The organism is Variovorax sp. Varisp85 (assembly GCF_047304045.1).
GTDB lineage: Bacteria > Pseudomonadota > Gammaproteobacteria > Burkholderiales > Burkholderiaceae_C > Variovorax.
In genome coordinates this window covers 39,808-65,523 of sequence record NZ_JBGLYN010000030.1, presented here as the reverse complement: position 1 = coordinate 65,523, position 25,716 = coordinate 39,808, and the positions used below count along the sequence as shown (strand labels likewise).

The 25,716-nt window shown below is 67.7% G+C and carries 22 protein-coding genes; 21 read left to right on the top strand and 1 reads right to left on the bottom strand.

Annotated features, from left to right (window positions below; translation table 11 throughout):
- Nucleotides 1-352 precede the first annotated feature (352 nt).
- The 21 genes from dksA (at nucleotide 353) to ACCC97_RS14075 (ending at nucleotide 24,684) form a co-directional block, all read left to right on the top strand.
- Nucleotides 353-1,366 carry an RNA polymerase-binding protein DksA gene (gene dksA, locus ACCC97_RS14175; RefSeq protein ID WP_413333402.1) on the top strand — a complete coding sequence of 338 codons (1,014 nt, stop codon included), beginning with the start codon at nucleotides 353-355 and terminating at the stop codon, nucleotides 1,364-1,366.
- A 49-nt stretch (nucleotides 1,367-1,415) separates the two neighbouring features.
- Nucleotides 1,416-3,089 (top strand): STAS domain-containing protein, encoded by a 1,674-nt coding sequence (locus ACCC97_RS14170; RefSeq protein ID WP_007832471.1) that lies wholly within the window; start codon nucleotides 1,416-1,418, stop codon nucleotides 3,087-3,089.
- Between the two features lie 55 nt (nucleotides 3,090-3,144).
- Nucleotides 3,145-3,690 carry an ATP-dependent protease subunit HslV gene (gene hslV, locus ACCC97_RS14165; RefSeq protein ID WP_007832466.1) on the top strand — a complete coding sequence of 182 codons (546 nt, stop codon included), beginning with the start codon at nucleotides 3,145-3,147 and terminating at the stop codon, nucleotides 3,688-3,690.
- A 2-nt stretch (nucleotides 3,691-3,692) separates the two neighbouring features.
- Nucleotides 3,693-5,021 carry an ATP-dependent protease ATPase subunit HslU gene (hslU, locus tag ACCC97_RS14160; protein ID WP_413333399.1) on the top strand — a complete coding sequence of 443 codons (1,329 nt, stop codon included), beginning with the start codon at nucleotides 3,693-3,695 and terminating at the stop codon, nucleotides 5,019-5,021.
- A gap of 271 nt (nucleotides 5,022-5,292) precedes the next feature.
- Nucleotides 5,293-5,721: a division/cell wall cluster transcriptional repressor MraZ gene (gene mraZ / locus ACCC97_RS14155; RefSeq protein WP_012746060.1), complete on the top strand. Its 429-nt coding sequence runs from the start codon at nucleotides 5,293-5,295 to the stop codon at nucleotides 5,719-5,721.
- A gap of 8 nt (nucleotides 5,722-5,729) precedes the next feature.
- The gene (gene rsmH, locus ACCC97_RS14150; protein WP_007832459.1) at nucleotides 5,730-6,653 is read left to right on the top strand and encodes a 16S rRNA (cytosine(1402)-N(4))-methyltransferase RsmH; all 924 of its coding nucleotides are present in this window, start codon (nucleotides 5,730-5,732) and stop codon (nucleotides 6,651-6,653) included.
- A gap of 1 nt (nucleotide 6,654) precedes the next feature.
- Nucleotides 6,655-7,011 (top strand): cell division protein FtsL, encoded by a 357-nt coding sequence (ftsL, locus tag ACCC97_RS14145; protein WP_413315134.1) that lies wholly within the window; start codon nucleotides 6,655-6,657, stop codon nucleotides 7,009-7,011.
- Nucleotides 7,008-8,762, top strand: coding sequence for a peptidoglycan D,D-transpeptidase FtsI family protein (locus ACCC97_RS14140; protein ID WP_007832457.1), 1,755 nt, complete (start codon nucleotides 7,008-7,010; stop codon nucleotides 8,760-8,762). The genes ftsL and ACCC97_RS14140 overlap by 4 nt, the downstream gene beginning before the upstream one ends.
- Nucleotides 8,763-8,764: 2 nt before the next feature.
- A complete protein-coding gene (locus tag ACCC97_RS14135) occupies nucleotides 8,765-10,324 on the top strand; it encodes a UDP-N-acetylmuramoyl-L-alanyl-D-glutamate--2,6-diaminopimelate ligase (RefSeq protein ID WP_413333397.1) in 1,560 nt (519 codons plus the stop codon).
- Nucleotides 10,321-11,757 (top strand): UDP-N-acetylmuramoyl-tripeptide--D-alanyl-D-alanine ligase, encoded by a 1,437-nt coding sequence (locus tag ACCC97_RS14130; protein WP_413333395.1) that lies wholly within the window; start codon nucleotides 10,321-10,323, stop codon nucleotides 11,755-11,757. The genes ACCC97_RS14135 and ACCC97_RS14130 overlap by 4 nt, the downstream gene beginning before the upstream one ends.
- 15 nt (nucleotides 11,758-11,772) lie before the next feature.
- Nucleotides 11,773-12,951 carry a phospho-N-acetylmuramoyl-pentapeptide-transferase gene (mraY, locus tag ACCC97_RS14125; protein WP_007832453.1) on the top strand — a complete coding sequence of 393 codons (1,179 nt, stop codon included), beginning with the start codon at nucleotides 11,773-11,775 and terminating at the stop codon, nucleotides 12,949-12,951.
- Between the two features lie 7 nt (nucleotides 12,952-12,958).
- On the top strand, nucleotides 12,959-15,046 hold the full coding sequence (gene murD, locus ACCC97_RS14120; protein ID WP_007832451.1) for a UDP-N-acetylmuramoyl-L-alanine--D-glutamate ligase: 2,088 nt from the start codon (nucleotides 12,959-12,961) through the stop codon (nucleotides 15,044-15,046).
- Nucleotides 15,043-16,341 (top strand): putative lipid II flippase FtsW, encoded by a 1,299-nt coding sequence (ftsW, locus tag ACCC97_RS14115; RefSeq protein WP_413333392.1) that lies wholly within the window; start codon nucleotides 15,043-15,045, stop codon nucleotides 16,339-16,341. The genes murD and ftsW overlap by 4 nt, the downstream gene beginning before the upstream one ends.
- Nucleotides 16,338-17,402, top strand: a complete 1,065-nt coding sequence (murG, locus tag ACCC97_RS14110) for an undecaprenyldiphospho-muramoylpentapeptide beta-N-acetylglucosaminyltransferase (RefSeq protein ID WP_007832448.1) — start codon at nucleotides 16,338-16,340, stop codon at nucleotides 17,400-17,402. The genes ftsW and murG overlap by 4 nt, the downstream gene beginning before the upstream one ends.
- Nucleotides 17,399-18,862, top strand: coding sequence for a UDP-N-acetylmuramate--L-alanine ligase (murC, locus tag ACCC97_RS14105; RefSeq protein ID WP_007832447.1), 1,464 nt, complete (start codon nucleotides 17,399-17,401; stop codon nucleotides 18,860-18,862). The genes murG and murC overlap by 4 nt, the downstream gene beginning before the upstream one ends.
- Nucleotides 18,859-19,830 (top strand): D-alanine--D-alanine ligase, encoded by a 972-nt coding sequence (locus ACCC97_RS14100; protein WP_007832446.1) that lies wholly within the window; start codon nucleotides 18,859-18,861, stop codon nucleotides 19,828-19,830. The genes murC and ACCC97_RS14100 overlap by 4 nt, the downstream gene beginning before the upstream one ends.
- A gap of 2 nt (nucleotides 19,831-19,832) precedes the next feature.
- A complete protein-coding gene (locus ACCC97_RS14095) occupies nucleotides 19,833-20,621 on the top strand; it encodes a cell division protein FtsQ/DivIB (protein ID WP_007832445.1) in 789 nt (262 codons plus the stop codon).
- A gap of 28 nt (nucleotides 20,622-20,649) precedes the next feature.
- Nucleotides 20,650-21,879, top strand: a complete 1,230-nt coding sequence (ftsA, locus tag ACCC97_RS14090) for a cell division protein FtsA (RefSeq protein ID WP_007832444.1) — start codon at nucleotides 20,650-20,652, stop codon at nucleotides 21,877-21,879.
- 170 nt (nucleotides 21,880-22,049) lie between these two features.
- The gene (ftsZ, locus tag ACCC97_RS14085) at nucleotides 22,050-23,261 is read left to right on the top strand and encodes a cell division protein FtsZ (protein WP_007832443.1); all 1,212 of its coding nucleotides are present in this window, start codon (nucleotides 22,050-22,052) and stop codon (nucleotides 23,259-23,261) included.
- Nucleotides 23,262-23,569: 308 nt separating this feature from the next.
- On the top strand, nucleotides 23,570-24,493 hold the full coding sequence (gene lpxC, locus ACCC97_RS14080; protein WP_042673244.1) for a UDP-3-O-acyl-N-acetylglucosamine deacetylase: 924 nt from the start codon (nucleotides 23,570-23,572) through the stop codon (nucleotides 24,491-24,493).
- Nucleotides 24,494-24,507: 14 nt separating this feature from the next.
- Nucleotides 24,508-24,684 (top strand): hypothetical protein, encoded by a 177-nt coding sequence (locus ACCC97_RS14075; RefSeq protein WP_007832441.1) that lies wholly within the window; start codon nucleotides 24,508-24,510, stop codon nucleotides 24,682-24,684.
- A 34-nt stretch (nucleotides 24,685-24,718) separates the two neighbouring features.
- On the opposite strand, the gene ACCC97_RS14070 is transcribed toward ACCC97_RS14075, so the two are convergent.
- A complete protein-coding gene (locus ACCC97_RS14070) occupies nucleotides 24,719-25,675 on the bottom strand; it encodes a LysR family transcriptional regulator (RefSeq protein ID WP_007832440.1) in 957 nt (318 codons plus the stop codon).
- Nucleotides 25,676-25,716: the final 41 nt, after the last annotated feature.

Below are 25,716 nucleotides of genomic sequence, written 5' to 3'. Positions count from 1 at the left end.
TTTTCTTTGTTTTTTTTTTTTTTTCCTCTTTTCCTCACCCCCCCCCCCCCTTTGGCCCCCCGGGCGGGGCCCCCGCCCCCCCCCCCCCCCCCCCCGGGGGCGATGCTAACGGAGTTGGCCGGCACGCCAGGACATCGCCCACGCCTGTGAGTTCTCTATACAATCGCGCGCCTGTTCCGGCAGCCATGTCCAGTTCCCATGGGCAAGATGTGACTTCCGGCACGGGGCGCCATACGTTACTGGGGGGCTTTCGGGGGTATAACCCCGGGGTTCGCCACTGGCGAGCACCCCGACAACGGGGAGCCTGCGTGGCCTGAAAGCTGCAAGGGGCTCCCATGGGAGGAGACACCCAGTGAAAGCGCGTTCCAGTTCGTCCAAGGAGCCAGTCACCGTGAAGAAACCCGCCGCCAAGGCCACGCCAGCACCCAAGCCCGCCGCAAAGAAGGCGCCGGCTGCGAAGCAGGCTGTACCTGCGGCCAAGAAGGTTTCTGCCACCGCACATGGCCCTGTCGCGAAGGAGAAAAGCGCGCCGTCCAAAAAGCCCGCAGCACCACCGGCCAAGGCCGTGACCGCTGCGACCAAGAAGTCCGCCAAGCCTGCAACTGCCGCCACCAGGACCGCAGGCGCGGGCTCATCGTCATCCAAACCCGTCGGCCGCCCTGCTGCCGCTCCTTCTGCTCCCTCGATCCCCATGAAAAAAACGGCTGCCGCCTCCACTTCCGCCCCGGCGACACCCTCGATGCCCGCTCAAACCGCCACGCCCGCACCCGCCGCGCGTGGTGGCCGTGTGTCCCGGCTGTCGCAACTGACCGTGCCCTCGATGCCGCAATCCGTGGCATCGACCGCCGCCAAGTCCAGCTTCTCGCAGGCGCCTTCCAACGCGCTGGTGCCGCCACCGCCACTGGCCGTGAAGAAAGACCCGAAGCTGGCCAACAACTGGAAGACCAAGACGCCCGCCGAGCTGAGCGATGCCGAAGTCATCGCCATGCCCGACGACGAGTACATGAACGAAAAGCAGATGGCGTTCTTTCGCCTGAAGCTCGAAGAACTCAAGCGCGGCATCCTCGAGAACGCCGGCGAGACCACCGAGCACCTGCGTGAAGACACGGTGGTCGTGCCCGACCCGGCCGACCGCGCCACCATCGAGGAAGAACACGCCCTCGAGCTGCGCACGCGCGACCGCGAACGCAAGCTGCTGAAGAAGATCGAGCAGTCGATCCAGCGCATCGACGCCGGCGACTACGGCTACTGCGACGAAACCGGCGAGCCCATCGGCGTAGGCCGCCTGCTGGCCCGCCCGACCGCGACGCTGTCGCTCGAAGCGCAGCAGCGCCGCGAGCTCAAGCAGAAGATGTTCGGGGATTGACACAGGGTCAAGGTAGATAGAAACCAGCGTCTTCGATAGCCTTCGCCGAATGCCAAAGGAAGAATCGGGCCGCCTTTTTTCAAAGGTGGCCAAGTTTGTCCGCAATCCCCTGAAGGATTGGTCGGAGCTGGATGCCCCTGCCGCCGCCTCGACCTCGGACTCCTCGCTGCCCGCCCAGACCTACAGCCGCGAGATGCTGAAGGAGATGATCGAGCGGCGCCAGCGCAACGATTTCGTGCGCCGGCGCGAGTTCGACATGCTGCGCAAGCTGCGCCAGCGCGAAGCTGCGGCCCATGCCTTCGAGGCGACGGTCACGCCGTCCTCGTTCAACCTCAACAGTTCCTCCGAGGGATCGGACGGACGCGCACTCACGCTCAAGAAGATCGACGAGATCGAGCAGCAGATGTCGCAGCAGTGGTGGAAGGGGCGGGGCCCGAACGGCGAAACGCTGGTCAACCCGCCGCCCGACGCCGGGGCCGAGACGCTGCCGCCGGTGCATACCGACGAACTGCTGGCCGAGCCTGCCGGACACTTGCCTGTCCCCGCGGCCGCTGAAGCCAGCAGCAGCCCGGCCGCGGCTGCCGGCGACGTGCCGCTGATGTCGTCTCGCCTCGCGCACGACGGCGCGCTGGAAGAAGCGGTGATCCGCTTCGCGCACGGCGACGACACCGGTGCCGAAGCCATCCTCCTGCAGGCCCTGGCCTCCGAGAGCGCGCCGGCCACCGAGGACGGCCACGACAACCCCGCCGCCGAACGCGACGACGGCCGCTGGCGCGCCCTGTTCGATCTGTACCGCGCAACGGGCGATGCCGCGAAGTTCGCGGCCGCCCGCATGCGCTACGCGCAACGCATGCGGCGCATGGGCCCTGACTGGGTGTCGCTCGAAGAGCTGGCCCGCAGCGTCAAGGCCGTGACCGCCAGCGAAGAGGCCGCCGAGGCGGCTGCCGAAGGCGGCGCCGCCCATGCCGATTGGACTTGCCCCGCGCGCCTGGCGCGCGAAGGCCTCATGGAGCTCACCCGTGCGCTCTCGAAGGCGGGCGCGGTGTGGACGCTCGACTGGCGCGGGTTGCACGCCATCGAGCCCGAGGCGGCCGCGCCGTTGCGCGTGCTGTTCGCCCACTGGGCCGGTTCGCCGGTCCAGCTGCGCTTCATGGGCACGGCGCAACTGCTGGCCGTGTTGTCCGAGGCTGCGCCCAACAACGAGCGCGGCACCGACGACGTCTGGTGGCAACTGCACCTCGCGGCGCTGCGCATGATGCATCTGCCCGACGACTTCGAGCTGGTCGCGCTCAACTACTGCATCACCTACGAGGTGTCGCCGCCCGCCTGGCAGGACCCGTGCGGCGAGTGCACCACGCTGGCCGCGCCGCCCGCAAGTCGGTCCAACTCGGTCTGGTCGCTGCTGTCGGTCGGCGGTGATTCCGAGAGCTTCCCGTCCACCGACAGCGGTTTTGCCGCGCTGGCGGGCGACCTGCGGGGAGAGTCGCTGTCGAACTGGCAGCGGCTGGACAACGACCTGCGCCACACCACGGCGCCCGTCATATCCTGCGCGGCGCTGCTGCGCATGGACCTGGCCGCCGCCGGCACGCTGCTGAGCTGGGTGCGTGCGCGCGATGCCAACGGCGAGCGCGTGCAGTTCGTCGACGCGCATCGGCTCATCGCCGCGCTGTTCAATCTGGTAGGCATTGCCGATCACGCCACGGTGGCGGTTAGAAAAAACTAAACCGGTACCGCTTCTCGGCGGTTGCATTGCCGCCGCACACCCCCAGATGGCTGCGATGGAACAGTTTCACGGCACCACCATCGTGAGCGTGCGCCGCAAGACCCCCCAAGGCGACCAGGTCGCCATCGGCGGGGACGGGCAGGTCACTCTCGGCAACATCGTCATCAAGGGCACGGCGCGCAAGGTGCGGCGGCTCTATCACGGCAAGGTGCTCGCCGGCTTCGCCGGCGCCACGGCCGATGCCTTCACGCTCTTCGAGCGTTTCGAGGCCAAGCTCGAAAAGCACCAGGGGCACCTGACCCGGGCGGCCGTCGAGCTCACCAAGGACTGGCGCACCGACCGCGTGCTGCGCAAGCTCGAAGCCATGCTCGCCGTGGCCGACGCGACCACCTCGCTCATCATCACCGGCAATGGCGACGTGCTGGAGCCCGAGGACGGCGTGATCGCCATCGGTTCGGGCGGCGCGTATGCCCAGTCGGCGGCCAAGGCACTGATCGAGAACACCGAGCTCTCGGCCGAGCAGATCGTGCGCAAATCGCTGGCGATCGCCGGAGAAATCTGCATTTACACGAACATGAATCACACGGTGGAAGCGCTCTGACCATGTCCATGACCCCCCAGGAAATCGTCTCCGAGCTCGACAACCACATCGTCGGCCAGCCGGCCGCCAAGCGCGCGGTGGCCATCGCCCTGCGCAACCGCTGGCGCCGCCAGCAGGTCGACGACAAGCTGCGCCACGAGATCACGCCGAAGAACATCCTCATGATCGGCCCCACGGGTGTGGGCAAGACCGAAATTGCCCGCCGCCTCGCTCGCCTGGCCGACGCGCCCTTCATCAAGGTCGAGGCCACCAAGTTCACCGAGGTGGGTTACGTCGGCAAGGACGTCGATTCGATCGTCCGCGACCTCGCCGAGATCGCGGTCAAGCAGACGCGCGAATCCGAGAGCATCAAGGTGCGCGCGCGTGCCGAAGACGCCGCCGAAGAACGCATCCTCGATGTGCTGCTGCCCCCGGCGCGCGGCGCCGACGGCGCAACGCCTGCGCTGGACGGCCCCAGTCCCACGCGCCAGGCGTTCCGCAAGAAGCTGCGCGAGCATCAGCTCGACGACAAGGAAATCGAACTCGACCTCGCCGAGGCCCGCGCCCCGCTCGAAATCATGGGCCCGGCCGGCATGGAGGAAATGACCGAGCAGCTGCGCGGCATGTTCGGCCAGCTCGGCGGCGGCAAGCGCAAGACGCGCAAGCTCAAGATCGCCGAGGCGATGCGCCTGCTGATCGACGAAGAGGCTGCCAAGCTGGTCAACGAGGACGAGATCCGCGCGCAGGCCATCACCAACGCGGAGCAGAACGGCATCGTCTTCATCGACGAGATCGACAAGGTCGCCACCCGCAGCGAAGCCCAGGGTTCCGACGTGTCGCGCCAGGGCGTGCAGCGCGACCTGCTGCCGCTGGTGGAAGGCACGGCCGTGACCACCAAGTACGGGGTGGTGCGCACCGACCACATGCTGTTCATTGCGAGCGGCGCGTTCCACCTGAGCAAGCCGAGCGACCTGATTCCAGAGCTGCAGGGGCGCTTTCCGATCCGCGTCGAGCTGCAGTCGCTCTCCGTGTCGGACTTCGAAAGCATCCTCACGCAGACCCGCGCTTCGCTCGTGAAGCAGTACCAGGCGCTGCTCGCCACAGAGGGCGTGACGCTCGAATTCACGCCCGAGGGCGTGAACCGGCTGGCCGCCATCGCCTTCGAGGTGAACGAGCGCACGGAGAACATCGGCGCGCGCCGCCTGTCGACCGTGATGGAGCGCCTGCTGGATAAGGTAAGCTTCGACGCGACCCGCCTCGAAGGGCAATCGATCCGCATCGATGCCGCCTACGTCGACGAGCGCCTCGCGGCACTAAGTCACGACGAAGACCTTTCGCGCTTCATCCTCTGAAGCCGCTTCTCCTCCCCCTGTAACGGGGGAATCCTTCACGCATCACTTTCACTGCGTGGGCTAAGTACTTCATTCTCAACGAAATTCGCCGATTCCGAGGATTTGGAATCGGCGCTAAGTCGTTGATTCCATTACAAAAAATAGCCCAAACGGCCAGTTGCTTCTGAAGTGTTTCCTGCTACAGTGCAAAAAAGTGCAGTTAAGTGGGAAAAAGTGCGGGTAGTGCCTCTTTCAGGTGCTGCAGCACTCCCAAAACAGGGGTTTCGTGGTCGTGTTTCAAGGCGCTTCATCGCTCAGTCTGGATGCCAAGGGGCGGCTCTCCGTGCCGACCCGGCACCGTGACGTCCTGAGCGCGACGGCAGGCGGCCAGCTCACGATCACCAAGCATCCGCACGGATGCCTGATGGTGTTCCCCCGTCCCGAATGGGAAAAATTCCGCGAGCGCATCGCTGCGCTGCCGATGTCGGCGCAGTGGTGGAAGCGCGTCTTCCTGGGCAACGCCATGGACGTCGAGATGGACGGCACCGGCCGCATCCTGGTGTCGCCCGAACTGCGCGCGGCCACCGGCATCGTGCGCGACACGCTGCTGCTGGGCATGGGCAACCACTTCGAGCTGTGGGACAAGGCCACCTACGAGGCCAAGGAGGCCGAGGCCACCCAGGGCGAGATGCCGGATGTGTTTCAGGACTTCGCGTTCTGAGGGCTCACGTGAACACCGCATGGACCCATACGACCGTCTTGCTGAACGAGGCGGTGGAAGCCGTTCTTTCCGGCAGCACGGCGGCAACCGGCACCTACGTGGACGCCACTTTCGGTCGGGGAGGGCATGCGCGTGCAATTCTCTCCAGGCTGGCGCCGGAGGGCAGGCTGATCGCATTCGACAAGGATGCAGAAGCAGTGGCCGAAGCAGCGCGCATCTCCGATGCGCGTTTTTCCATCCGCCATCAGGGGTTCCGCTCGCTGGGCGAATTGCCCGATGCGAGCGTCGACGGCTTGCTGATGGACCTGGGCGTGAGTTCGCCGCAGATCGACAACCCGGTGCGCGGTTTCAGTTTTCGTTTCGACGGTCCGCTCGACATGCGCATGGACACCACGCGCGGCGAGAGCGTGGCCGAATGGCTGGCAACGGCCGAACTTCCACAAATTGCAGAGGTGATCCGTGACTATGGCGAAGAACGGTTTGCTGTTCAGATTGCAAAGGCGATTGTTGCTCGCAGACAAGAACGGGGCGCAATTTCAACCACCACCGAACTGGCCGAGCTCGTGGCTGGCACGGTCAAAACCCGCGAGCAGGGCCAGAACCCTGCAACGCGCACATTTCAGGCTTTTCGGATTTTCATCAACGCCGAGCTTGAAGAGCTGCAACAGGCGCTAGAGGCCAGCCTGTCCGTGCTCAAGCCCCACGGGCGGCTCGCGGTGATCAGCTTCCATTCGCTGGAAGACCGCATCGTGAAGCAGTTCATCGCCAAGCACTCGAAGGAGGTCTACGACCGCCGTGCGCCGTTTGCCGCCCCGAAGGTCATGAAACTGCGCGCCCTGGAGCGCATCAAGCCCTCCGACGCCGAGGTAAGAGGCAATCCGCGCTCGCGCAGCGCCATTCTTCGCGTCGCCGAGCGCACCGAGGCGCCCTGACATGGCGCGCATCAACCTGCTCCTGCTGATGGCCGTCATTGCGACGGCGCTGTACCTCGTGCATACGCAGTACCTCTCGCGCCAGCTCTATACCGAGCTCGATCGCGTGCAGCAGGATGCCCGCCGCCTGGAAACCGACCGCGACCGCCTGCAGGTCGAGAAGCGCGCGCAGGCCACGCCGCTGCGCGTCGAGAAGCTCGCCAAGGAGCAACTGCAGATGCGCACCACCTCGCCGGCGATCACGCAGTACGTGCGTCCCGACGGCACGGTGATCCCGGCCGTTGCGCCCGTGGCGCCCGCACCCGCCCCACCCAAGCCGGCCACGAAGCCGGCCGCCGCAGCGAGGGCCGCACGATGAGCCGGGGCAACCGCAGCGTGCGCTACACCACCAGCCCCTTGCTCGCGAGCAAGACGCCGGTGTGGCGCAGCAAGTTCATCGTTGCAGGCATCGCGCTCGGCTTTGTCATGCTGGCGGGCCGGGCGGCCTACGTGCAGGTGCTCAACAACAGCTTCTTCCAGCGGCAGGGCGAAGTGCGCTTCGCGCGCACGCTCGAACTGCCGGCCAACCGCGGCCGCATCCTCGACCGCAACGGGCTCATCCTCGCCTCCAGCGTGGTGGCGCCGAGCATCTGGGCCATTCCGGAGGACATCGAGCGCGATGACCCCGAGGTGCGCGCCAAGCTCAAGCAGGTCGCCAAGCTGCTCGAGATGCCGCAGAAGGACTTCGACAAGAAGCTCGAGGACGAGGACAAGACCTTCGTCTGGATCAAGCGCCAGGTCGACGAGCCCGTCGCCAAGCAGATCGCGGCCCTGAACCTCAAGGGCATCTACCAGCGCAAGGAATACAAGCGCCAGTACCCCGAGGGCGAGGCCGCTGCGCACGTGGTGGGCTTTACCAACGTGGAAGACAACGGCCAGGAGGGCATCGAGCTCGCGTTCAACAAGGAGCTGGCCGGCAAGGCCGGTTCGCGCCGCGTCATCAAGGACCGCCTCGGCCGCGTGGTCGAGGGTGTGGGCGAGACCGTGCCGCCGCTCGACGGCAAGGACATCCAGCTGAGCGTCGACAGCAAGGTGCAGTTCTTCGCCTACCAGAAGCTGCGCGACGCCGTGACCGCGCGCAAGGCCAAGGCCGGCAGCGTGGTGGTGCTCGATTCCGTCACCGGCGAAGTGCTGGCGCTGGCCAACTACCCGAGCTACGTGCCGGACAAGCGCCAGAACCTGACCGGCGAGCAGCTGCGCAACCGCGCGCTCACCGACACCTTCGAGCCCGGTTCGACCATGAAGCCGATCACGGTGGGCATGGCGCTGGAAGCCGGCCGAGTGAAGCCCTCGACGCTGATCGAAACCAGCCCCGGCCGCTTCCAGCTCGGCGGCTTCACGATCAGCGACACCCACAACTACGGCACGCTGACGGTGGAAGGCGTGATCCAGAAGTCGAGCAACGTCGGCGCGCTCAAGATCGCCCAGAAGATGACCCCGCACGAGATGTGGGACACCTACACCGCGCTCGGCTACGGCCAGAAGCCACAGATCCAGTTCCCCGGCGCCGTCACGGGCCGGCTGCGCCCGTGGAAGACCTGGAAGCCGGTCGAGCAGGCCACCATGGCCTACGGCTACGGCCTGTCGGCGTCGCTGTTCCAGATGGCGCATTCGTACACCTCGTTCGCGCACGACGGCTCCATCATTCCGGTGACCATCCTGAAGAATTCAGAGGCGCCGGTCGGCGTGCGCGTGTTCTCGCCGTCGAATGCGCTGGCGGTGCGCAAGATGCTGCAAATGGCCGCCGGCCCCGGCGGCACCGGCACGCGCGCGCAGACGGTCGGCTATTCCGTCGGCGGCAAGTCGGGCACGGCCCACAAGCAGGTCGGCAAGGGCTACGCGAGCAACAAGTACCGGGCCTGGTTCACCGGCATGGCGCCTATCGAGAAGCCCCGCATCATCGTCGCCGTGATGATCGACGAGCCGAGCGACGGCCAGTATTTCGGCGGCGTCGCCGCGGCCCCCGTGTTCAGCGAAGTCGTGCAGCAGACCCTGCGCATGATGAACGTACCGCCCGATCTGGCGGTCAAACCGCTTGTGATGACGCAGGGCGTCGACGAGAGTTTCTGAACATGCTGACCTTCACTTCTCCCCAACTGGCCGCGGCCTGGCTCAAGGAGCGTGCACCGCAGGCCGCGATGCATGCCGACAGCCGTGCCGTGGGTGCGGGCGACGTCTTCGTCGCCTGGCCCGGCGCCGCGACCGACGGGCGCAAGCACGTGGCGGCCGCGCTGGCGCAGGGCGCGGCGATCTGCCTGGTGGAGCACGAGGGCGTGGAGGCCTTCGGCTTCGAGGGCGACGAGCGCATCGTGAGCTACCCCGGTTTGAAGGCCGCCACCGGCCCGATCGCCTCGGCCTTCTACGACAACCCTTCGGCCCTGCTCGACGTGCTGGCCGTGACCGGCACCAACGGCAAGACTTCCACCGCATGGTGGCTGGCCGAATCGCTTTCCACGCTGAGCGCGGCGGGTGGCGTGCGCGCGATGAACCCCGACGGCACCGTGCAGCGCGATGCGCCGTCGCCCTGCGCGGTGATGGGCACGCTGGGCATCGGCGTGCCGCCCGAGCTGACCTACACCGGCCTGACCACGCCCGACCCGGTGATGCTGCAGCGCGAGCTGCGTTCGCTGGTCGAGCGCGGCTTCGGCGCCTGCGCCATCGAGGCCTCGTCCATCGGCATCGCCGAACGCCGGCTCGACGGTGCGCAGATCGCGGTGGCCGTGTTCACCAACTTCACGCAGGACCACCTCGACTACCACGGCAGCATGGATGCCTACTGGCAGGCCAAGGCCGAGCTGTTCCGCTGGCCCGGCCTGCGCGCAGCGGTGATCAACATCGACGACACGCACGGCGCCAGCCTGTGCGCGAACCTGATCGACGCCGGTATCGGCGCGCTCGACGTCTGGACCGTCTCGGCCGGCGGCAAGCCGGCCCGCCTCATGGCGCGCGACATCGGCTACGACGCGCAGGGCCTGGAGTTCTCGGTGGCCGAGCACGGCACCACCGCGGTGGAACGGCTGTCGACCGGCCTCATCGGCCAGTACAACGTGGCCAACCTGCTCGGCGTGCTCGGCACCCTGCGCGCGCTCGGCCTCACGCTGGCCCAGGCCGTGGCCGCCTGTGCCAGCCTCACGAGCGTGCCGGGCCGCATGGACCGCGCGGGAACCGGCGAAGGTGCACCGCTGGCGGTGGTCGACTACGCCCACACACCCGACGCGCTCGACAAGGCCCTGATCGGCCTGCGCCCGCTGGCCAGGCAGCGCGGCGGTGCGCTCTGGTGCCTGTTCGGCTGCGGCGGCGACCGCGACCCGATCAAGCGCCCGATGATGGCCGCGGTCGCCGAACGCCAGGCCGACCGCGTGATCGTCACCAGCGACAACCCGCGCAGCGAGAAGCCCGACGCGATCATCAGCCAGGTGCTGCGCGGCTTCTCGCGTCCCGAGGCTGCGCAGGTGCAGCCCGACCGCGCCATCGCCATCGCCGACGCGATCGCGCAGGCCGCGCCGCGGGACGTCGTGCTGATCGCCGGCAAGGGCCACGAGGCCTGGCAGGAAATTGCCGGCCAGCGCATCGACTTTTCGGACAAGGCCCACGTGCTGCAGGCGCTGGCGAAGCGGAGTGCCGCGGCATGACCGACACGACGCCGCTCAATATCACGCTGGCCCAGGTGCAGCAATGGATTCCGGGTTCGCGCCTCGTGGGTGACGCCTCGACCGTCATCGCGCGCGTGCACACCGACACGCGCACGCTTGCGCAGGGCGACCTGTTCGTCGCGCTCAAGGGCGAGCGCTTCGACGCCAACGACTTCCTCTCCGATGCGAAGAAGCAGGGCGCCGTGGCCGCCATTGCGCACCGCGGCCTGGAAGCCGTCGGCCTCGCCGGCCTCGAAGTGCCCGACACGCTGGCCGCGTTGGGCGCACTCGGCGCGGGCTGGCGCGCGCAGTTCGAGCTGCCGCTGATCGCCGTGACCGGCAGCAACGGCAAGACCACGGTCACGCAGATGATCGCGGCCGTGCTGTTCGCCGCGCGCGGGGAACGTGCCTTGGCCACGGCCGGCAACTTCAACAACGAGATCGGCGTGCCGCTCACGCTGCTGCGCCTGCGCGCGCAGCACCAGCTCGCGGTGCTCGAACTGGGCATGAACCATCCGGGCGAGATCGCGCGGCTGGCCGCCATTTCGCGCCCGACCATCGCGCTCGTCAACAACGCGCAGCGCGAGCACCAGGAATTCATGGCCACCGTCGAGGCGGTCGCCGTCGAGAACGGCGCCGTGTTCGCGGTGCTGCCCGACGACGGCACGGCCGTGTTCCCCCATGGCGACCCCTTCACCTCGCTGTGGACCGACATGGCGCATGCCACCGGCGCCCGACGCTGCATGACCTTCGGCGAGTCCGAAGACGCCGACATCTCACTCGACAGCGCCGAATGGAAGCAGGGCGCCTGGGCCGTGCGCATCCGCACGCCGCTCGGCGCCTTTGACGCGCGCCTGCACATCGCGGGCCGGCACAACGTGGTCAATGCGCTGGCGGCCACCGCCTGCGCGCTCGCGGCCGGCGTGTCGCTCGAGACCATTGCCGAAGGCCTGTCGGCCTTCGAGCCGGTCAAGGGCCGCTCGCGCGCCAGCGAGATCGTGCTGGCCGGCGGCCATGCGCTGACGCTGGTCGACGACAGCTACAACGCGAATCCCGATTCCGTGATCGCAGCCATCGACGTGCTCGCCGCCCTTCCGGGCCCGCGCCTGCTGGTGCTCGGCGACATGGGCGAGGTGGGCGATCGCTCGCCCGAGTTCCATGCCGAAGTCGGCGCGTGGGCGCGCCGGCGCGGCATCGAGTCCGTCTACACGCTGGGCGCGGCGACGATGCACACCGCCACCGCTTTCCAGGAGAGCGGCGGGGGACGCGACGGACGCCATTTCGACGAGTTCGACGCGCTCGGCGCGGCCGTGCTCGCGCGCCTGCCGCAGGTCGGCAGCGTGCTTGTGAAGGGATCGCGCTTCATGAAGATGGAGCGCGTGGTGAAAGCCATCGAGGCACAACAACAAAAGGAGGCCGGTCATGACGCATGAGCCGCGCGAAACGACATGCTGATGACCCTGGCCCAATGGCTGCAGACGCTCTCGCCCGAGTTCGGGTTCCTGCGCGTCTTCCAGTACCTCACCTTCCGCGCGCTGATGGCCGCGCTGACCGCGCTCGTGGTCGGCCTCGTGGCCGGCCCTTACGTGATCCGCCGCCTTGCCGCGCTCAAGATCGGCCAGCCCGTGCGCGGCTACGGCATGGAAACGCACCTGACCAAGAGCGGCACGCCCACCATGGGTGGCGTGCTCGTGCTGTTCGCCATCGCCTTCGCCACGCTGCTGTGGTTCGATATCTCGAACCGCTTCGTGTGGATCGTGCTGTGGGTCACCATGGGCTTCGGTGCCATCGGCTGGGTCGACGACTGGCGCAAGGTGGTGCGCAAGGACCCGGAAGGCATGCGCTCGCGCGAGAAGTACTTCTGGCAGTCATTGGTCGGCCTGCTCGCGGGCTTCTACCTGCTGTTCAGCATCTCCGAAAGCTCCAACTGGCGCGTGCTCGAGCTGTTCTTCGCCTGGGTGCGCTCGGGCTTCGATCTCGACTTTCCGCCCAAGATCAACCTGCTGGTGCCTTTCTTCAAGGAAGTGAGCTACCCGCTCGGCGGCATCGGCTTCGTGATCCTCACGTACCTCGTGATCGTGGGCGCGAGCAATGCGGTGAACCTGACCGACGGCCTCGATGGGCTGGCGATCATGCCGGTGGTGATGGTGGGCTCGGCGCTGGGCGTGTTCGCCTACGTCACGGGCAGCGCGGTGTATTCCAAGTACCTGCTGTTCCCCAACATCCCGGGCTCGGGCGAGCTGCTGGTGTTCTGCTCGGCCATGGCCGGCGCGGGGCTTGCGTTCCTCTGGTTCAACACGCACCCGGCGCAGGTGTTCATGGGCGACGTGGGCGCGCTGGCGCTCGGCGGCGCGCTGGGCACCATCGCGGTCATCGTGCGCCAGGAGATCGTGTTCTTCATCATGGGCGGCATCTTCGTGGTCGAGGCGATCTCGGTGATGGCGCAGGTCATGTACTTCAAGTACACCAAGAAGCGCTTCGGCGAAGGCCGCCGCGTGCTCAAGATGGCGCCGCTGCACCATCACTTCGAGAAGAGCGGCTGGCGCGAGACGCAGGTCGTGGTGCGCTTCTGGATCATCACGATGCTGTTGTGCCTCGTGGGCCTTTCGACGCTGAAGCTGCGGTGACAGGAACATGCGGCATCTGAAAGACCTCCCCGTCCTCGTGCTCGGCCTCGGTGCGTCCGGGCTGGCGATGACGCGCTGGTGCGCGCGCCACGGTGCCGTCGTGACCGTGGCCGACACGCGCGAAGCGCCGTCGCTGCTGGCGACGCTGCGGGCGGAACTGCCCGGGGTGAGCTTTGTCGGCGGGCCGTTCTCGGCCGCGCTGGTCGAGGGCACACCGATTCGCGCCGTGTACCGCTCGCCGGGCCTGTCGCCCGAAACCATCGCGCCGGTGGCCGATGCGGCGCGGGCCATGGGCCTGCCGGTCGGTGGCGAACTGGACCTGTTCGCGCGCGCGCTGCTGGATCTGCGCACGGTCGAGGTGCCGGTGGTGGAAGCCGGGCCGGAGCCTGAACCCGAAGCCGCCGCCGAAGCGGAAGCACCGGCCGAGCCCGAAGCTCAGGCGCAGCTGGCGCTGGAGGAGCCTGCGCCGGTTGAAGAAGCGGTCGAACCCCCGGCCCCGGCCGAAGCTGCTGAACCTGTCGAAGCGCAGCCCGAATCGACCGTCCCCGCGATGGCCGAAGCGATGCCGCGCGACCCGTCGATGAGCGTTGCCGCCCCGATGCCGTCGGAAGCTTCGGAGGCCGCACCCGCCGAAGTCATCACGACGACGGAAGCCGTCGAGGCCGAACCTGAGCAGACCGACGGCGCAGTGCAAGCAGCACCGGAGGCGGCGGATGCGCCCAAGGCTGCACCCGCCACCGTCTCCCGCCTCCCGACCACAGGCAAGCCCTACGTCCCGACTGCCGCCAGGGAGGCTGCAGAGTTCGTCGCCAAGATCGCCGAGATCTCCGCCACCAATCCGGCCTCGGCCGCGGTGGAGGAAGAGTCGCCCCAGCTCGAACTGGCGCCTCCCGTCGAGCCCGAAGCGCCAAAGGGCTATACGCCCGCGGTGCTCGCCATCACCGGAACCAACGGCAAGACCACCGTGACCTCGCTCACCGGCCAGCTGGTCGAACGCGCGGGCAAGACCGTGGCCGTGGCCGGCAACATTGGCCCGACGCTGCTCGATACGCTGTCCGCGCACATCGATGCCGGCACACTCCCCGACGTGTGGGTGCTCGAACTGTCGAGCTTCCAGCTCGACGGCGTGCAGGGCTTCGAGCCGACCGCTGCGACGGTGCTCAACCTCACGCAGGACCATCTCGACTGGCACGGCGACATGAAGGCTTATGCCGCAGCCAAGGCGCGCATCTTCGGTTCACGGGGCTTGATGATCCTGAACCGTGACGACGACGGCGTGATGGCCATGCTGCCCGCACCCGTCAGGGTCAAGCTGCAGCGCCCGCAGATCCGCACGCACATCACCTTCGGCAGCGCGATGCCGCTGCGCCCGGGCGACTACGGCATCGAGCGCGTCAACGGCATGGCCTGGCTGGTGCGTGCGCTGGAAGCCGACGAAACGCAGAAGCGCAAGCGCGGCGCAGTGGTCGAGGAAGAAATCTTCCTGCAGCGACTGATGCCCGCCGATGCGCTGCGCATCCGCGGCCGCCACAACGCCATGAACGCGCTGGCCGCGCTCGCGCTGGCCAGTGCCGCCGACTGCCCGCTGGGCCCGATGCTCTACGGCCTGCGCGAATACAGCGGCGAGCCGCATCGCGTGGAACCCATCGCCATCGTGGACGAAGTCGAGTACTTCGACGACAGCAAGGGCACCAACGTAGGCGCCACCGTGGCCGCGCTGACCGGTCTCGGCGAAGAGCGCCGCGTCGTCGTGATCCTCGGCGGCGAAGGCAAGGGACAGGACTTCGAGCCGCTGGCCGAACCCGTGCGCCAGTACGCGCGCGCCGTGGTGCTCATCGGCCGCGACGCGCCGCTCATCGAAGCCGCGCTGGCACAGACCGGCGTTTCGCTGCTGCATGCCGGCTCGATGGACGAGGCCGTGAAGCTCGCATCCGCACGCGCCAACCCCGGCGATGCCGTGCTGCTGTCACCGGCCTGTGCGAGTTTCGACATGTTCAAGGATTACGCGCACCGCGCCGAGGTGTTCCGCGAGGCCGTGCAGGCCTTCGAGGACAGCCCGCGCGGCATGGGCGATTCGACGGAGGACACGGTTTGAACTCTGCCGCCTCGGGCGCCACGCCCAACGCATCCACCGGCCGCTTCGGCGGCTGGTTCAGGCGCGCCCGCAGCGGGATCGACTCGCTGCCCGTGCACCTGCCTGTGCGGTTGGGCGGCGCCGGCGTCGCGCAGACAAAGGCCACGCCGATGCGCGTGCTGGGTTTCGACCAGGCGCTGGTCTGGGTCACGGTCGCACTGCTGATGTGGGGCCTGGTCATGGTGTATTCGGCCTCCATCGCGCTGCCCGACAACCCGCGCTTTGCGCGCGCCGGCTACAGCGCCTCGTATTTCCTTACGCGGCATGCGGCCTCGGTGATCTTCGCGTTCGTCACCGCGCTGCTGGCCTTCCAGATCCCCATGAAGACCTGGGAGCGCGCCGCGCCATGGCTCTTCGTGGCTTCGCTGCTGCTGCTGGTGGCCGTGCTCATTCCGCACATCGGCATCAACGTGAACGGTGCGCGCCGCTGGCTGCCGATGGGCTTCATGCGCTTCCAGCCCTCGGAGCTGGCCAAGCTCGCGATGGTGCTCTACGCCGCCAGCTACATGGTGCGCAAGATGGAGATCAAGGAGCGCTTCTTCCGCGCCGTGCTGCCGATGGGCATCGCGGTGGTGGTGGTCGGCATGCTGGTGATGGCCGAGCCCGACATGGGTGCCTTCATGGTGATCGCGGTGATCGCCATGGGCATCCTGTTCCTGGGCGGCGTGAACGCGCGCATGTTCTTCGTGATCGCCGCGCTGGTGGTGGTGGCCTTCGGCACCATCGTCGCGACCAGCCCGTGGCGCCGCGAACGAATCTTTGCCTACCTCGATCCGTGGAGCGAAGAGCACGCGCTCGGCAAGGGCTACCAGCTGTCGCACTCGCTGATTGCCATCGGGCGCGGCGAGATCTTCGGCGTGGGCCTGGGCGGCAGCGTCGAGAAGCTGCACTGGCTGCCCGAGGCGCACACCGACTTCCTTCTGGCCGTGATCGGCGAGGAATTCGGCCTGGTCGGCGTGCTGCTGATCATCGGCCTGTTCCTCTGGCTCACGCGCCGCATCATGCACATCGGCCGGCAGGCGATCGCGCTCGACCGCGTGTTCTCGGGCCTCGTGGCCCAGGGCGTGGGCGTGTGGCTCGGCTTCCAGACCTTCATCAACATGGGCGTGAATCTCGGTGCGCTGCCGACCAAGGGCCTGACGCTGCCGCTGATGAGCTTCGGCGGCTCGGCCATCCTGATGAACCTGGTGGCGCTGGCCGTGGTGCTGCGCATCGATTACGAAAACCGTGTCCTCATGCGTGGAGGCCGCGTATGACCGGCCGTACCGCACTCGTCATGGCCGGTGGTACCGGTGGCCACATCTTCCCCGGACTCGCGGTGGCCGAGGCCCTGCGCGAGCGCGGCTGGCAGGTGCACTGGCTGGGCGCGCCCGGCAGCATGGAAGAAAAGCTCGTGCCGCCGCGCGGCTTCGCCTTCGAGCCGGTGCAGTTCGGCGGCGTGCGCGGCAAGGGCCCGCTCACGCTGTTCCTGCTGCCGCTGAAGCTGCTGCGCGCCTTCTGGCAGAGCCTGCGCGTGGTGCGCCGCGTGAAGCCCGACGTGCTGGTGGGCCTGGGTGGCTACATCACCTTTCCGGGCGGCATGATGGGCGTGCTGCTCAACAAGCCGCTGGTGCTGCACGAGCAGAACTCGGTGGCCGGCCTCGCCAACAAGGTGCTGGCAGGCGTCGCCGATCGTGTGTTCACGGCCTTCCCGAACGTGCTGAAGAAGGCGCAATGGGTGGGCAATCCGCTGCGCGCGGCGTTTACCTCCAAGCCAGATCCGGCCGTGCGCTTCGCGGGCCGCACCGGGCCGCTCAAATTGTTGGTGGTGGGCGGCAGCCTCGGGGCGCGCGGCCTCAACACCGTGGTGCCGCAGGCGCTGGCCCGCATCGAACCGGCGACGCGCCCGCAGGTGCTGCACCAGAGCGGCGCCAAGCAGATCGACGAGCTGCGCGCCAACTACACGGCGGCCGGCGTCGAAGGCGAGCTCACGCCCTTCATCGAAGACACCGCGCAGGCGTATGCCGACGCCGACATCATCGTCGCGCGCGCCGGTGCCAGTACCGTCACAGAAATCGCGGCCGTCGGCGCAGCAGCGCTGTTCGTGCCTTTCCCCTCGGCGGTCGACGACCACCAGACCACCAACGCGCGCTTCCTCGTGGACGCGGGCGGCGGGTGGCTCGTGCAGCAGACCGACCTCACTCCTGAATTGCTGGCTGATTTGCTACAGAAAACCGGGCGCGACGCGCTGATAGAGAAGGCCGTCAAGGCCAAGACCATGCAGAAGACGAAGGCGGTGGAAGCCGTAGTCCAAGCCTGCGAGGAGCTTGCCAAATGAAGCACGCGATTCGTCACATCCATTTCGTGGGCATCGGCGGCTCTGGCATGAGCGGCATCGCCGAGGTGCTGCTCAACCTGGGCTACAGGATCACGGGCTCCGACCTGTCCGACAGCGCCACGCTGCGCCGGCTCGCGGGCCTGGGCATCGGCACTTTCGTCGGTCACGCTGCTGCGCACATCGACGGGGCCGACGCGGTCGTCACCTCCACCGCCGTGCAGTCGGACAACCCCGAAGTGCTGGCCGCGCGCGAGAAGCGCATTCCGGTCGTGCCGCGCGCGCTGATGCTGGCCGAGCTGATGCGGCTGAAGCAGGGCATCGCCATTGCCGGCACGCATGGCAAGACCACCACCACCAGCCTGGTGGCGAGCGTGCTCGACGCCGCCGGACTCGACCCGACCTTCGTGATCGGCGGGCGCCTGAACAGCGCTGGTGCCAACGCGCAGCTCGGCAGCGGCGACTACATCGTGGTCGAGGCCGACGAGTCGGACGCGTCGTTCCTGAACCTGCTGCCCGTGATGGCGGTGGTCACGAACATCGATGCCGACCATATGGAGACCTACGGGCACGACTTCGCGAAGCTCAAGAAGGCCTTTGTCGATTTCCTGCACCGCATGCCCTTCTACGGCGTGGCCATCCTGTGCACCGACGATCCGGCGGTGCGCGAGATCGTGGCCAACGTGACCTGCCCGGTCACCAGCTACGGCTTCGGCGAGGACGCCCAGGTGCGCGCCGTCGACGTGCGCGCGGTCGGCGGCCAGATGCATTTCACCGCGCAGCGCCGCAATGGCGTGACGCTGCCGGACCTGCCCATCGTGCTGAACCTGCCGGGCGAGCACAACGTGCGCAACGCGCTGTCGGTGATCGCGGTGGCGGTGGAGCTCGGCATTCCCGACGAGGCCGTGCAGCGCGGCCTTGCGGACTTCAAGGGCGTGGGCCGCCGCTTCCAGAGCTACGGCGACGTGGCCGTGCAAGGGGGCCATGCAGCCGGCACCTTCACCGTCATCGACGACTACGGCCATCACCCGGTCGAGATGGCGGCCACCATCGCGGCCGCGCGCGGCGCGTTCCCGGGCCGTCGGCTGGTGCTGGCCTTCCAGCCGCACCGCTACACCCGCACGCGCGACTGCTTCGAGGATTTCGTGAAGGTCATCGGTACCGCCGACTCCGTGCTGCTCGGCGAGGTCTATGCCGCGGGCGAGGCACCCATCGTGGCGGCCGACGGGCGCACGCTGGCGCGCGCGCTGCGCGTGGCCGGCAAGGTCGAGCCGGTGTTCGTCGACGACATCGCGGCCATGCCGCAGGCCATTCTCGACAACGCCCGTCCGGGCGACGTGGTGCTCTCCATGGGCGCCGGGTCCATCGGCGCGGTGCCGGGCAAGGTCGTCGAACTCGGCGCGGCTGTGGCTGCGGCACCCTCAACATCGGAGCGCGGTTCGCGCAAAGGGAGGGCCTCATGAGCCTTCAGAATCCTCAACTCTTCGGCAAGGTTGCCGTGCTGTTCGGCGGCAGTTCCGCCGAACGCGAAATCTCTTTGATGTCGGGCACCGGCGTGCTCGAAGCCCTGCGTTCGCGCGGTGTCGACGCGCACGCCTTCGATCCTTCGCAGCGCGAGCTGGCCGACCTCAAGCGCGAAGGCTTCGCGCGCTGCTTCGTCGCTTTGCATGGCCGCCATGGCGAGGACGGCACCGTGCAGGGCGCGCTCGAACTGCTCGGCATTCCCTACACCGGCTCGGGCGTGATGGCGTCGAGCGTGGCCATGGACAAGGTCATGACCAAGCGCATCTGGCAGGCCGACGGCCTGCCCACACCCAAGTACGTGCGCCTGGCCTTCGACCAGCAAAGCCGCGAGCAGGTCATGGTGGTGCCCGACGTGCTCGGCCTGCCGCTGATCGTGAAGCCACCGCGCGAGGGCTCGTCCATCGGCGTGACCAAGGTCGAGGGCTACTCCCAGATGCAGGACGCGGTCACGCTGTCCGCGAAGTACGACGCCGATGTGCTCTGCGAGGAGTTCATCGAGGGCGAGGAAGTGACCTGTGCCGTGCTCGGCCAGGGGCTCGATGCGCGCGCGCTGCCGGTGGTGCGCATCGCCGCGCCCGAGGGCGCCTACGACTACCAGAACAAGTATTTCACCGACGACGTGAAGTACCAATGCCCGAGCGGCCTTCCCGAGGCCGAGGAGCACGAGATCCAGCGCATCACGCTGGCCGCGTACCACACGCTCGGTTGCCGTGGCTGGGGCCGCGCCGACGTGATGATCCGCGCCAGCGACCGCAAGCCATTCCTGCTGGAGATGAACACCTCGCCCGGCATGACCAGCCATTCGCTAGTGCCGATGTCGGCCCGAGCCGCGGGCATCGCGTACGAAGAACTGTGCCTGCGCGTGCTGGCCTCGGCCGCGCTCGACGCCACGGGGGGGGCGCAATAGCCATGGCCGACGGCATCCCCGCTCCCTTCGACGTCAAGCTCATGAACATCGTCGCGAACATTGCCTTCGCGATGGTGGCGCTCATGCTGCTGGCGGCGGGCGCGTGGTGGGTGCTTCGGCAGCCGTTCTTCCCGCTCGCCGGGATCAAGGTGGACGGCGAGGTCACGCACAACAACGCGGTCACGCTGCGCGCCAACGTGGCACCGCAGCTGTCGGGCAACTTCTTCACCATCGACCTGGCGCGCGCGCGTTCCGCCTTCGAGTCCGTGCCGTGGGTGCGCAGCGCGGTGGTGCGGCGCGAGTTTCCGAACAAGCTTCGTGTGACGCTGACCGAGCAGGTGCCGGTGGCCAACTGGGGCGACGAGGCGGGCTCGAAACTGATCAATGGTTTCGGCGACGTGTTCGAGGCCAACGTGGCCGAGGTCGACGACAACCTGCCGCGCCTCGATGGCCCGATCGAACAGGCGGGCCAGGTGCTGGGCATGTACCGCGTGCTGCAGCCGCAGTTCCAGCCCTACGACCTGGCCGTCGACGAGCTCACGCTGTCGAGCCGGGGCAGCTGGAAGGTGGTGCTCGACAGCGGCGCAGAGATTGAACTCGGCCGCGGCCAGAGCGAGGAGGTGACGGCCCGCCTGCAGCGGTTCCTGAAGACCGTGACCCAGGTCGCGGGGCAGTACCGCCGCACGATGGCCGACGTCGAGGGCGCCGATCTGCGCCACAACGACGCGTATGCACTGCGGCTGCGCGGCGTCACCACGGTCTCGCCAGAGGCCCCAAGAAAAATCAAGTAGCGAATACCGAGAAATCGAGGACATATCAATGCCCAAAGAATACAAAGACCTGGTCGTAGGACTCGACATCGGCACCGCCAAAGTGATGGTGGTGGTGGCCGAGGTGCTACCCGGTGGCGAGCTCAAGCTGGCCGGCCTCGGCATCGCGCCGAGCAATGGGCTCAAGCGCGGCGTGGTGGTGAACATCGACGCCACCGTGCAGAGCATCCAGCAGGCGTTGAAGGAGGCCGAGCTGATGGCCGACTGCAAGATCAGCCGCGTCTACACCGGCATCACAGGCAGCCATATCCGCGGCATCAATTCCAGCGGCATGGTGGCGGTGAAGGACAAGGAAGTGACGCCCGCCGACGTGGCCCGTGTGGTGGAGACGGCGCGCGCCATCAACATCTCGAGCGACCAGCGCCTGCTGCTGGTGGAGCCGCAGGAGTTCGTGATCGACGGCCAGGACGTGAAGGAGCCGATCGGCATGAGCGGCATGCGGCTCGAAGCCAAGGTGCACATCGTGACCGGCGCTCAGAGCGCGGCCGAGAACATCATCAAGTGCGTGCGCCGCTGCGGCCTCGAGGTCGACCAGCTGATGCTGAACCCGCTGGCCTCGAGCCAGGCGGTGCTGACGGAAGATGAACGCGAACTGGGCGTGGTGCTGGTCGACATCGGCGCGGGCACCACCGACGTGGCGATCTTCACCAACGGCGCGATCCGCCACACGGCCGTGATCCCGATCGCGGGCGACCTCATCACGAGCGACATCGCGATGGCGCTGCGCACGCCGACGAAGGACGCGGAAGACATCAAGGTCGAAAACGGCTATGCCAAGCAGCTGCTGGCCGACCCCGACACGCAGGTCGAAGTGCCGGGCCTGGGCGATCGCGGCCCGCGCATGCTGAGCAAGCAGGCGCTGGCCGGCGTGATCGAGCCGCGCATCGAAGAGATCTTCTCGCTGGTGCAGCAGGTGGTGCGCGAGTCGGGCTACGAGGAAGTGCTGTCGTCGGGCGTGGTGCTCACGGGTGGCAGCGCGGTGATGCCGGGCATGGTCGAGCTTGGGGAAGACATCTTCCTGAAGCCTGTGCGGCGCGGCATTCCGAAGTATTCGAGCGCGTTGTCCGACATGGTCGCGCAGCCCCGTGCAGCGACAGTCATGGGTCTGCTCGAAGAAGCTCGCTTCGCGCGCATGCGCGGCTTCAAGGTCGCGCAGAAGAATGGGTCGGTAAAGACTGCATTCGGACGTTTCAAGGACTTCATCGTGGGGAACTTCTGACCATGATCCATTCCCCACTCTGGCTCGCGCGTGGAAGCCCTCCATTGCATTTCAACGAGCGATGGCGGCGCACAGGTCCACCATCGTGACGGTCTCATCGTTGATCCCGTCACGGCACAAGAAAAATTCATAGATACACAACGGCAACTGCAAGATTCAAGGAGTTAAAAATGACCATCGAAATGATCGAAGTCGAAGAGTTCAACCAGGGCACGCAGATCAAGGTGATCGGTGTCGGCGGTGGCGGCGGCAACGCGGTCGCCCACATGATGGAACGCGGCGTGCAGGGCGTTCAGTTCGTCTGCGCGAACACTGACGCACAGGCACTGCAGCGCAGCAGCGCGCACAAGATCATCCAGCTCGGCACCAGCGGCCTGGGCGCCGGCAGCAAGCCCGACAAGGGCCGTGAAGCGGCCGAGCTCGCGGTGGACGACATCCGCGCGGCCATCGACGGCGCACACATGCTGTTCATCACGGCCGGCATGGGCGGCGGCACCGGCACCGGCGCCGCTCCCGTGATCGCGCGCGTCGCGAAGGAAATGGGCATCCTCACCGTGGGCGTGGTGACCAAGCCCTTCGACTGGGAAGGCGGCCGTCGCATGACCAACGCCGACGCCGGGCTGGCCGAACTCGAAGCCAACGTCGACTCGCTGATCGTGGTGCTCAACGAGAAGCTGCTCGACGTCCTGGGCGAGGACATCACCCAGGACGAAGCCTTCGCGCACGCCAACGACGTGCTGAAGAACGCCGTGGGCGGCATCTCGGAAATCATCAACGAGTACGGCGGCGTCAACGTCGACTTCGAAGACGTGCGCACCGTGATGGGCGAACCCGGCAAGGCCATGATGGGCACGGCCGCCGCCGCGGGCCCGGACCGCGCGCGCATCGCCGCCGAACAGGCCGTGGCCTGCCCGCTGCTCGAAGGCATCGACCTCTCGGGCGCCAAGGGCGTGCTGGTGCTGGTGACGGCGTCGAAGGGTTCGCTGAAGCTGAACGAGTCGAAGCTCGCGATGAACACCATCCGCGCCTACGCTTCGCCGGACGCGCACGTGATCTACGGCGCCGCCTACGACGACAGCCTCGGCGACCAGATGCGCGTGACCGTGGTGGCCACCGGCCTCTCGCGTGCCGATGCCCGCCGTCAGGCCCCCACGCTCGAAGTGATCCGCACCGGTACCGACAACATCCCGTTCACCGTGCCGACGCTCGGTGGCATGGGTCATGCCGGTGGCAGCGGCAGCCAGCCCAACTACGACGGCATGGCCGTTCCCAGCGTGTGGCGCACCAACCGCACGATGGCCGCCGCGAAGGTGGACGCGCTGTCTTCGGGCGGCATGGACGACTTCGAGATCCCGGCCTTCCTGCGCCGCCAGGCCGACTGATATCGGCTCGCCCCCAGGCTGCGCGCACTTCGTGTCGCTTCGCCTTCCCCCTGCCGGGGGCAACACCTGAGGACCGGCGGAGCCGGATCCTCGGTGTTTCGCGAAGCGGCCTATAGACGCAGAGGGCACGAAGGTTCGCAAGGGGCGCAGGGGGGACCTGAAAGGGACTTCCCCTGACCCTAGGCGCTGCGTTCACTTCGTGCCCCTTGCGTCCATCGTCGGGGCTTTAATGGATAGGACCCATGTCTATCGGTGCCATAGCGAAGGGCCTAGGGGCCCACGCCCGGCGCGCGCCTAAAATCCCCGGCGTGCTGCAACAACGAACCCTCAAGTCGATCAGCCGCGCCGTGGGCGTGGGGCTTCACAGCGGCCAACGCGTGGAGCTGACCCTGCGTCCGGCCCCGGCTGACACGGGCATCGTGTTCCGCCGCGTCGACCTGCCGGAGCCGGTCGAGATCCGCATGACCGCCGAGTCGGTCACCGACACGCGTCTCGCGTCCACGGTCTCCACCGGCGGCGCGAAGGTGCAGACCGTCGAGCACATCATGTCCGCCTGCGCGGGCCTGGGCATCGACAACCTCTACATCGACATCACGGCCGACGAAGTGCCGATCCTCGACGGGTCGGCCTCGTCCTTCGTGTTCCTGCTGCAAAGCGCGGGCATCGCGCTGCAGAAGGCGCCGCGCCGCTTCATCCGCGTGACCCGCAAGGTCGAGGTGCGCGAGGGCGAAGGCGCCAACGAGAAATGGGCGAGCCTGGAGCCATACCACGGCTACAAGCTGAGCTTCGAGATCGACTTCGACCACCGCGTCGTCAACTCCACCGGCCAGCGCGTGGAGTTCGACCTGGGCACCGATTCATACAGCCGCGACATCGCGCGTGCGCGCACCTTCGGTTTCACCAAGGAGGTCGAGTACATGCGCAGCAAGGGCCTCGCGCTCGGCGGCGGGCTGGACAACGCCATCGTGATGGACGACACCAAGGTGCTCAATGCCGGCGGCCTGCGCTATGACGACGAGTTCGTGAAGCACAAGATCCTCGACGCGATGGGCGACCTCTACATCATCGGCAAGCCGCTGCTGGCGGCCTACACCGCGTTCCGCTCGGGCCATGCGCTCAACAACAAGCTGCTGCGCGAACTGCTCTCGCACAGCGACGCCTACGAAGTCGTGACCTTCGACGACGAGAAGCGCGCGCCACGCGGTTTCGGCGAAGTCGCCCGCGCCTGGTAGGCGTCGCCCCGACGATGCTTCTTTTCCGCTGGGCCATCCTGCTGCTTCTGCTGGTGGCGGGCGTGTGCTTCGCGTTCTATGCGGGCACGGGGCAGGCCAGGTACCGGCGCATCGGATGGATCGTGTTGAAGTGGACGCTGCTCGCGGCGTTCGGCTTCTTCGCGGTGCTGATCGCCGAACGCGTCGTGTAGTTGGGCTCGCCCCCAGGCTTCGTGCATTGGCCCGTCAGGTGGCCAGCGCCTGCAACGCCTGCACCTGTTGCGCGAGCAGCGGTCCCTTGCGGTGTGTGGGCACCAGCAGCATGACTGTGTCGCCGACTGCTTTCGGCCTGCCCCAGGGCGCATGCAGCTTGCCTTGCGCAAGCATTGGCGCAACCAGCCGCTCGCGACCCATCAGCACGCCTTCGCCATCGAGCGCGGCCTGCAGTGCGAGGCTGTAGAGCGAGAAGTCGGGGCCGGCCGCGAGCGCGTCGGCTTCGATCGCCGTGGTGCCGGGCCGCACGGCTTGCAGCCAGCGCGGCCAGTCGTCGCGCCAGACGGTGTCGTGCAGGCCGCCGCAGCGCGCCAGCAGTTCCGTCAGGTCATCGAGGGAGCGCGGCCTGCCGCTGGGCGATGGCTGCTGCAGGCGCGGGCTGCACACCGGCAGCAGCCGGTCGCGTACCAGCGGGATCGCCTGCGCGCCAACGGCTGTTTCGATGTGCTCGCCGGCCCGTGCATAGAACAGCCCGAGATCGAAGGGCTCGCGGCGGAAATTCGGCGGCTGCTCCAACGCCGTGACCGACACCTGTACGCCGGGCAGCGCGGCCTTCAGCCGGGAGAGCCGCGGCGACAGCCAAAGCTGCGCCACGGCCGGCAGCGCAGCCACCTGCAGCGTGCTGCGGCGCGCGGCGGTCTGGGTCTCGTGGCGCAGTGCCTGCACCGCAAGGCCGAGCTGATCGACGGCCGCGCTGAGGGCAGGCAAGGCACGCCGCCCGTGCGGGCTGAGGCGAATGCCCTGGCTGTGCCGCTCGAACAGTGCGCCGCCGGCCCAGGTTTCCAGCGCCTTGATCTGCTGCGCGACGGCGGCCGGCGTGACGAACAGTTCTTCGGCCGCGCGCGCGAAGCTGCCGTGGCGCGCGGCCGCCTCGAAAGCGCGCACGGCCGTGTGCGGCGGCAGGCGAGGGCGGGGCGGTGCGAGCGGCATGCGAGGATCTTCCAGGCCAAGTTTTTCCAGGGCTCAGGCCT

What these genes read in the sequence shown, in the direction of transcription:
- ACCC97_RS14170 (WP_007832471.1), top strand. Translation starts at nt 1,416, where the DNA reads ATGCCAAAGGAAGAATCGGGCCGCCTTTTTTCAAAGGTGGCCAAGTTT.
- hslV (WP_007832466.1), top strand. Translation starts at nt 3,145, where the DNA reads ATGGAACAGTTTCACGGCACCACCATCGTGAGCGTGCGCCGCAAGACC.
- hslU (WP_413333399.1), top strand. Translation starts at nt 3,693, where the DNA reads ATGTCCATGACCCCCCAGGAAATCGTCTCCGAGCTCGACAACCACATC.
- ftsL (WP_413315134.1), top strand. Translation starts at nt 6,655, where the DNA reads ATGGCGCGCATCAACCTGCTCCTGCTGATGGCCGTCATTGCGACGGCG.
- ACCC97_RS14140 (WP_007832457.1), top strand. Translation starts at nt 7,008, where the DNA reads ATGAGCCGGGGCAACCGCAGCGTGCGCTACACCACCAGCCCCTTGCTC.
- ACCC97_RS14135 (WP_413333397.1), top strand. Translation starts at nt 8,765, where the DNA reads ATGCTGACCTTCACTTCTCCCCAACTGGCCGCGGCCTGGCTCAAGGAG.
- ACCC97_RS14130 (WP_413333395.1), top strand. Translation starts at nt 10,321, where the DNA reads ATGACCGACACGACGCCGCTCAATATCACGCTGGCCCAGGTGCAGCAA.
- mraY (WP_007832453.1), top strand. Translation starts at nt 11,773, where the DNA reads ATGCTGATGACCCTGGCCCAATGGCTGCAGACGCTCTCGCCCGAGTTC.
- murD (WP_007832451.1), top strand. Translation starts at nt 12,959, where the DNA reads ATGCGGCATCTGAAAGACCTCCCCGTCCTCGTGCTCGGCCTCGGTGCG.
- murG (WP_007832448.1), top strand. Translation starts at nt 16,338, where the DNA reads ATGACCGGCCGTACCGCACTCGTCATGGCCGGTGGTACCGGTGGCCAC.
- murC (WP_007832447.1), top strand. Translation starts at nt 17,399, where the DNA reads ATGAAGCACGCGATTCGTCACATCCATTTCGTGGGCATCGGCGGCTCT.
- ACCC97_RS14100 (WP_007832446.1), top strand. Translation starts at nt 18,859, where the DNA reads ATGAGCCTTCAGAATCCTCAACTCTTCGGCAAGGTTGCCGTGCTGTTC.
- ACCC97_RS14095 (WP_007832445.1), top strand. Translation starts at nt 19,833, where the DNA reads ATGGCCGACGGCATCCCCGCTCCCTTCGACGTCAAGCTCATGAACATC.
- ftsA (WP_007832444.1), top strand. Translation starts at nt 20,650, where the DNA reads ATGCCCAAAGAATACAAAGACCTGGTCGTAGGACTCGACATCGGCACC.
- ftsZ (WP_007832443.1), top strand. Translation starts at nt 22,050, where the DNA reads ATGACCATCGAAATGATCGAAGTCGAAGAGTTCAACCAGGGCACGCAG.
- ACCC97_RS14075 (WP_007832441.1), top strand. Translation starts at nt 24,508, where the DNA reads ATGCTTCTTTTCCGCTGGGCCATCCTGCTGCTTCTGCTGGTGGCGGGC.
- ACCC97_RS14070 (WP_007832440.1), bottom strand. Translation starts at nt 25,675, where the DNA reads ATGCCGCTCGCACCGCCCCGCCCTCGCCTGCCGCCGCACACGGCCGTG.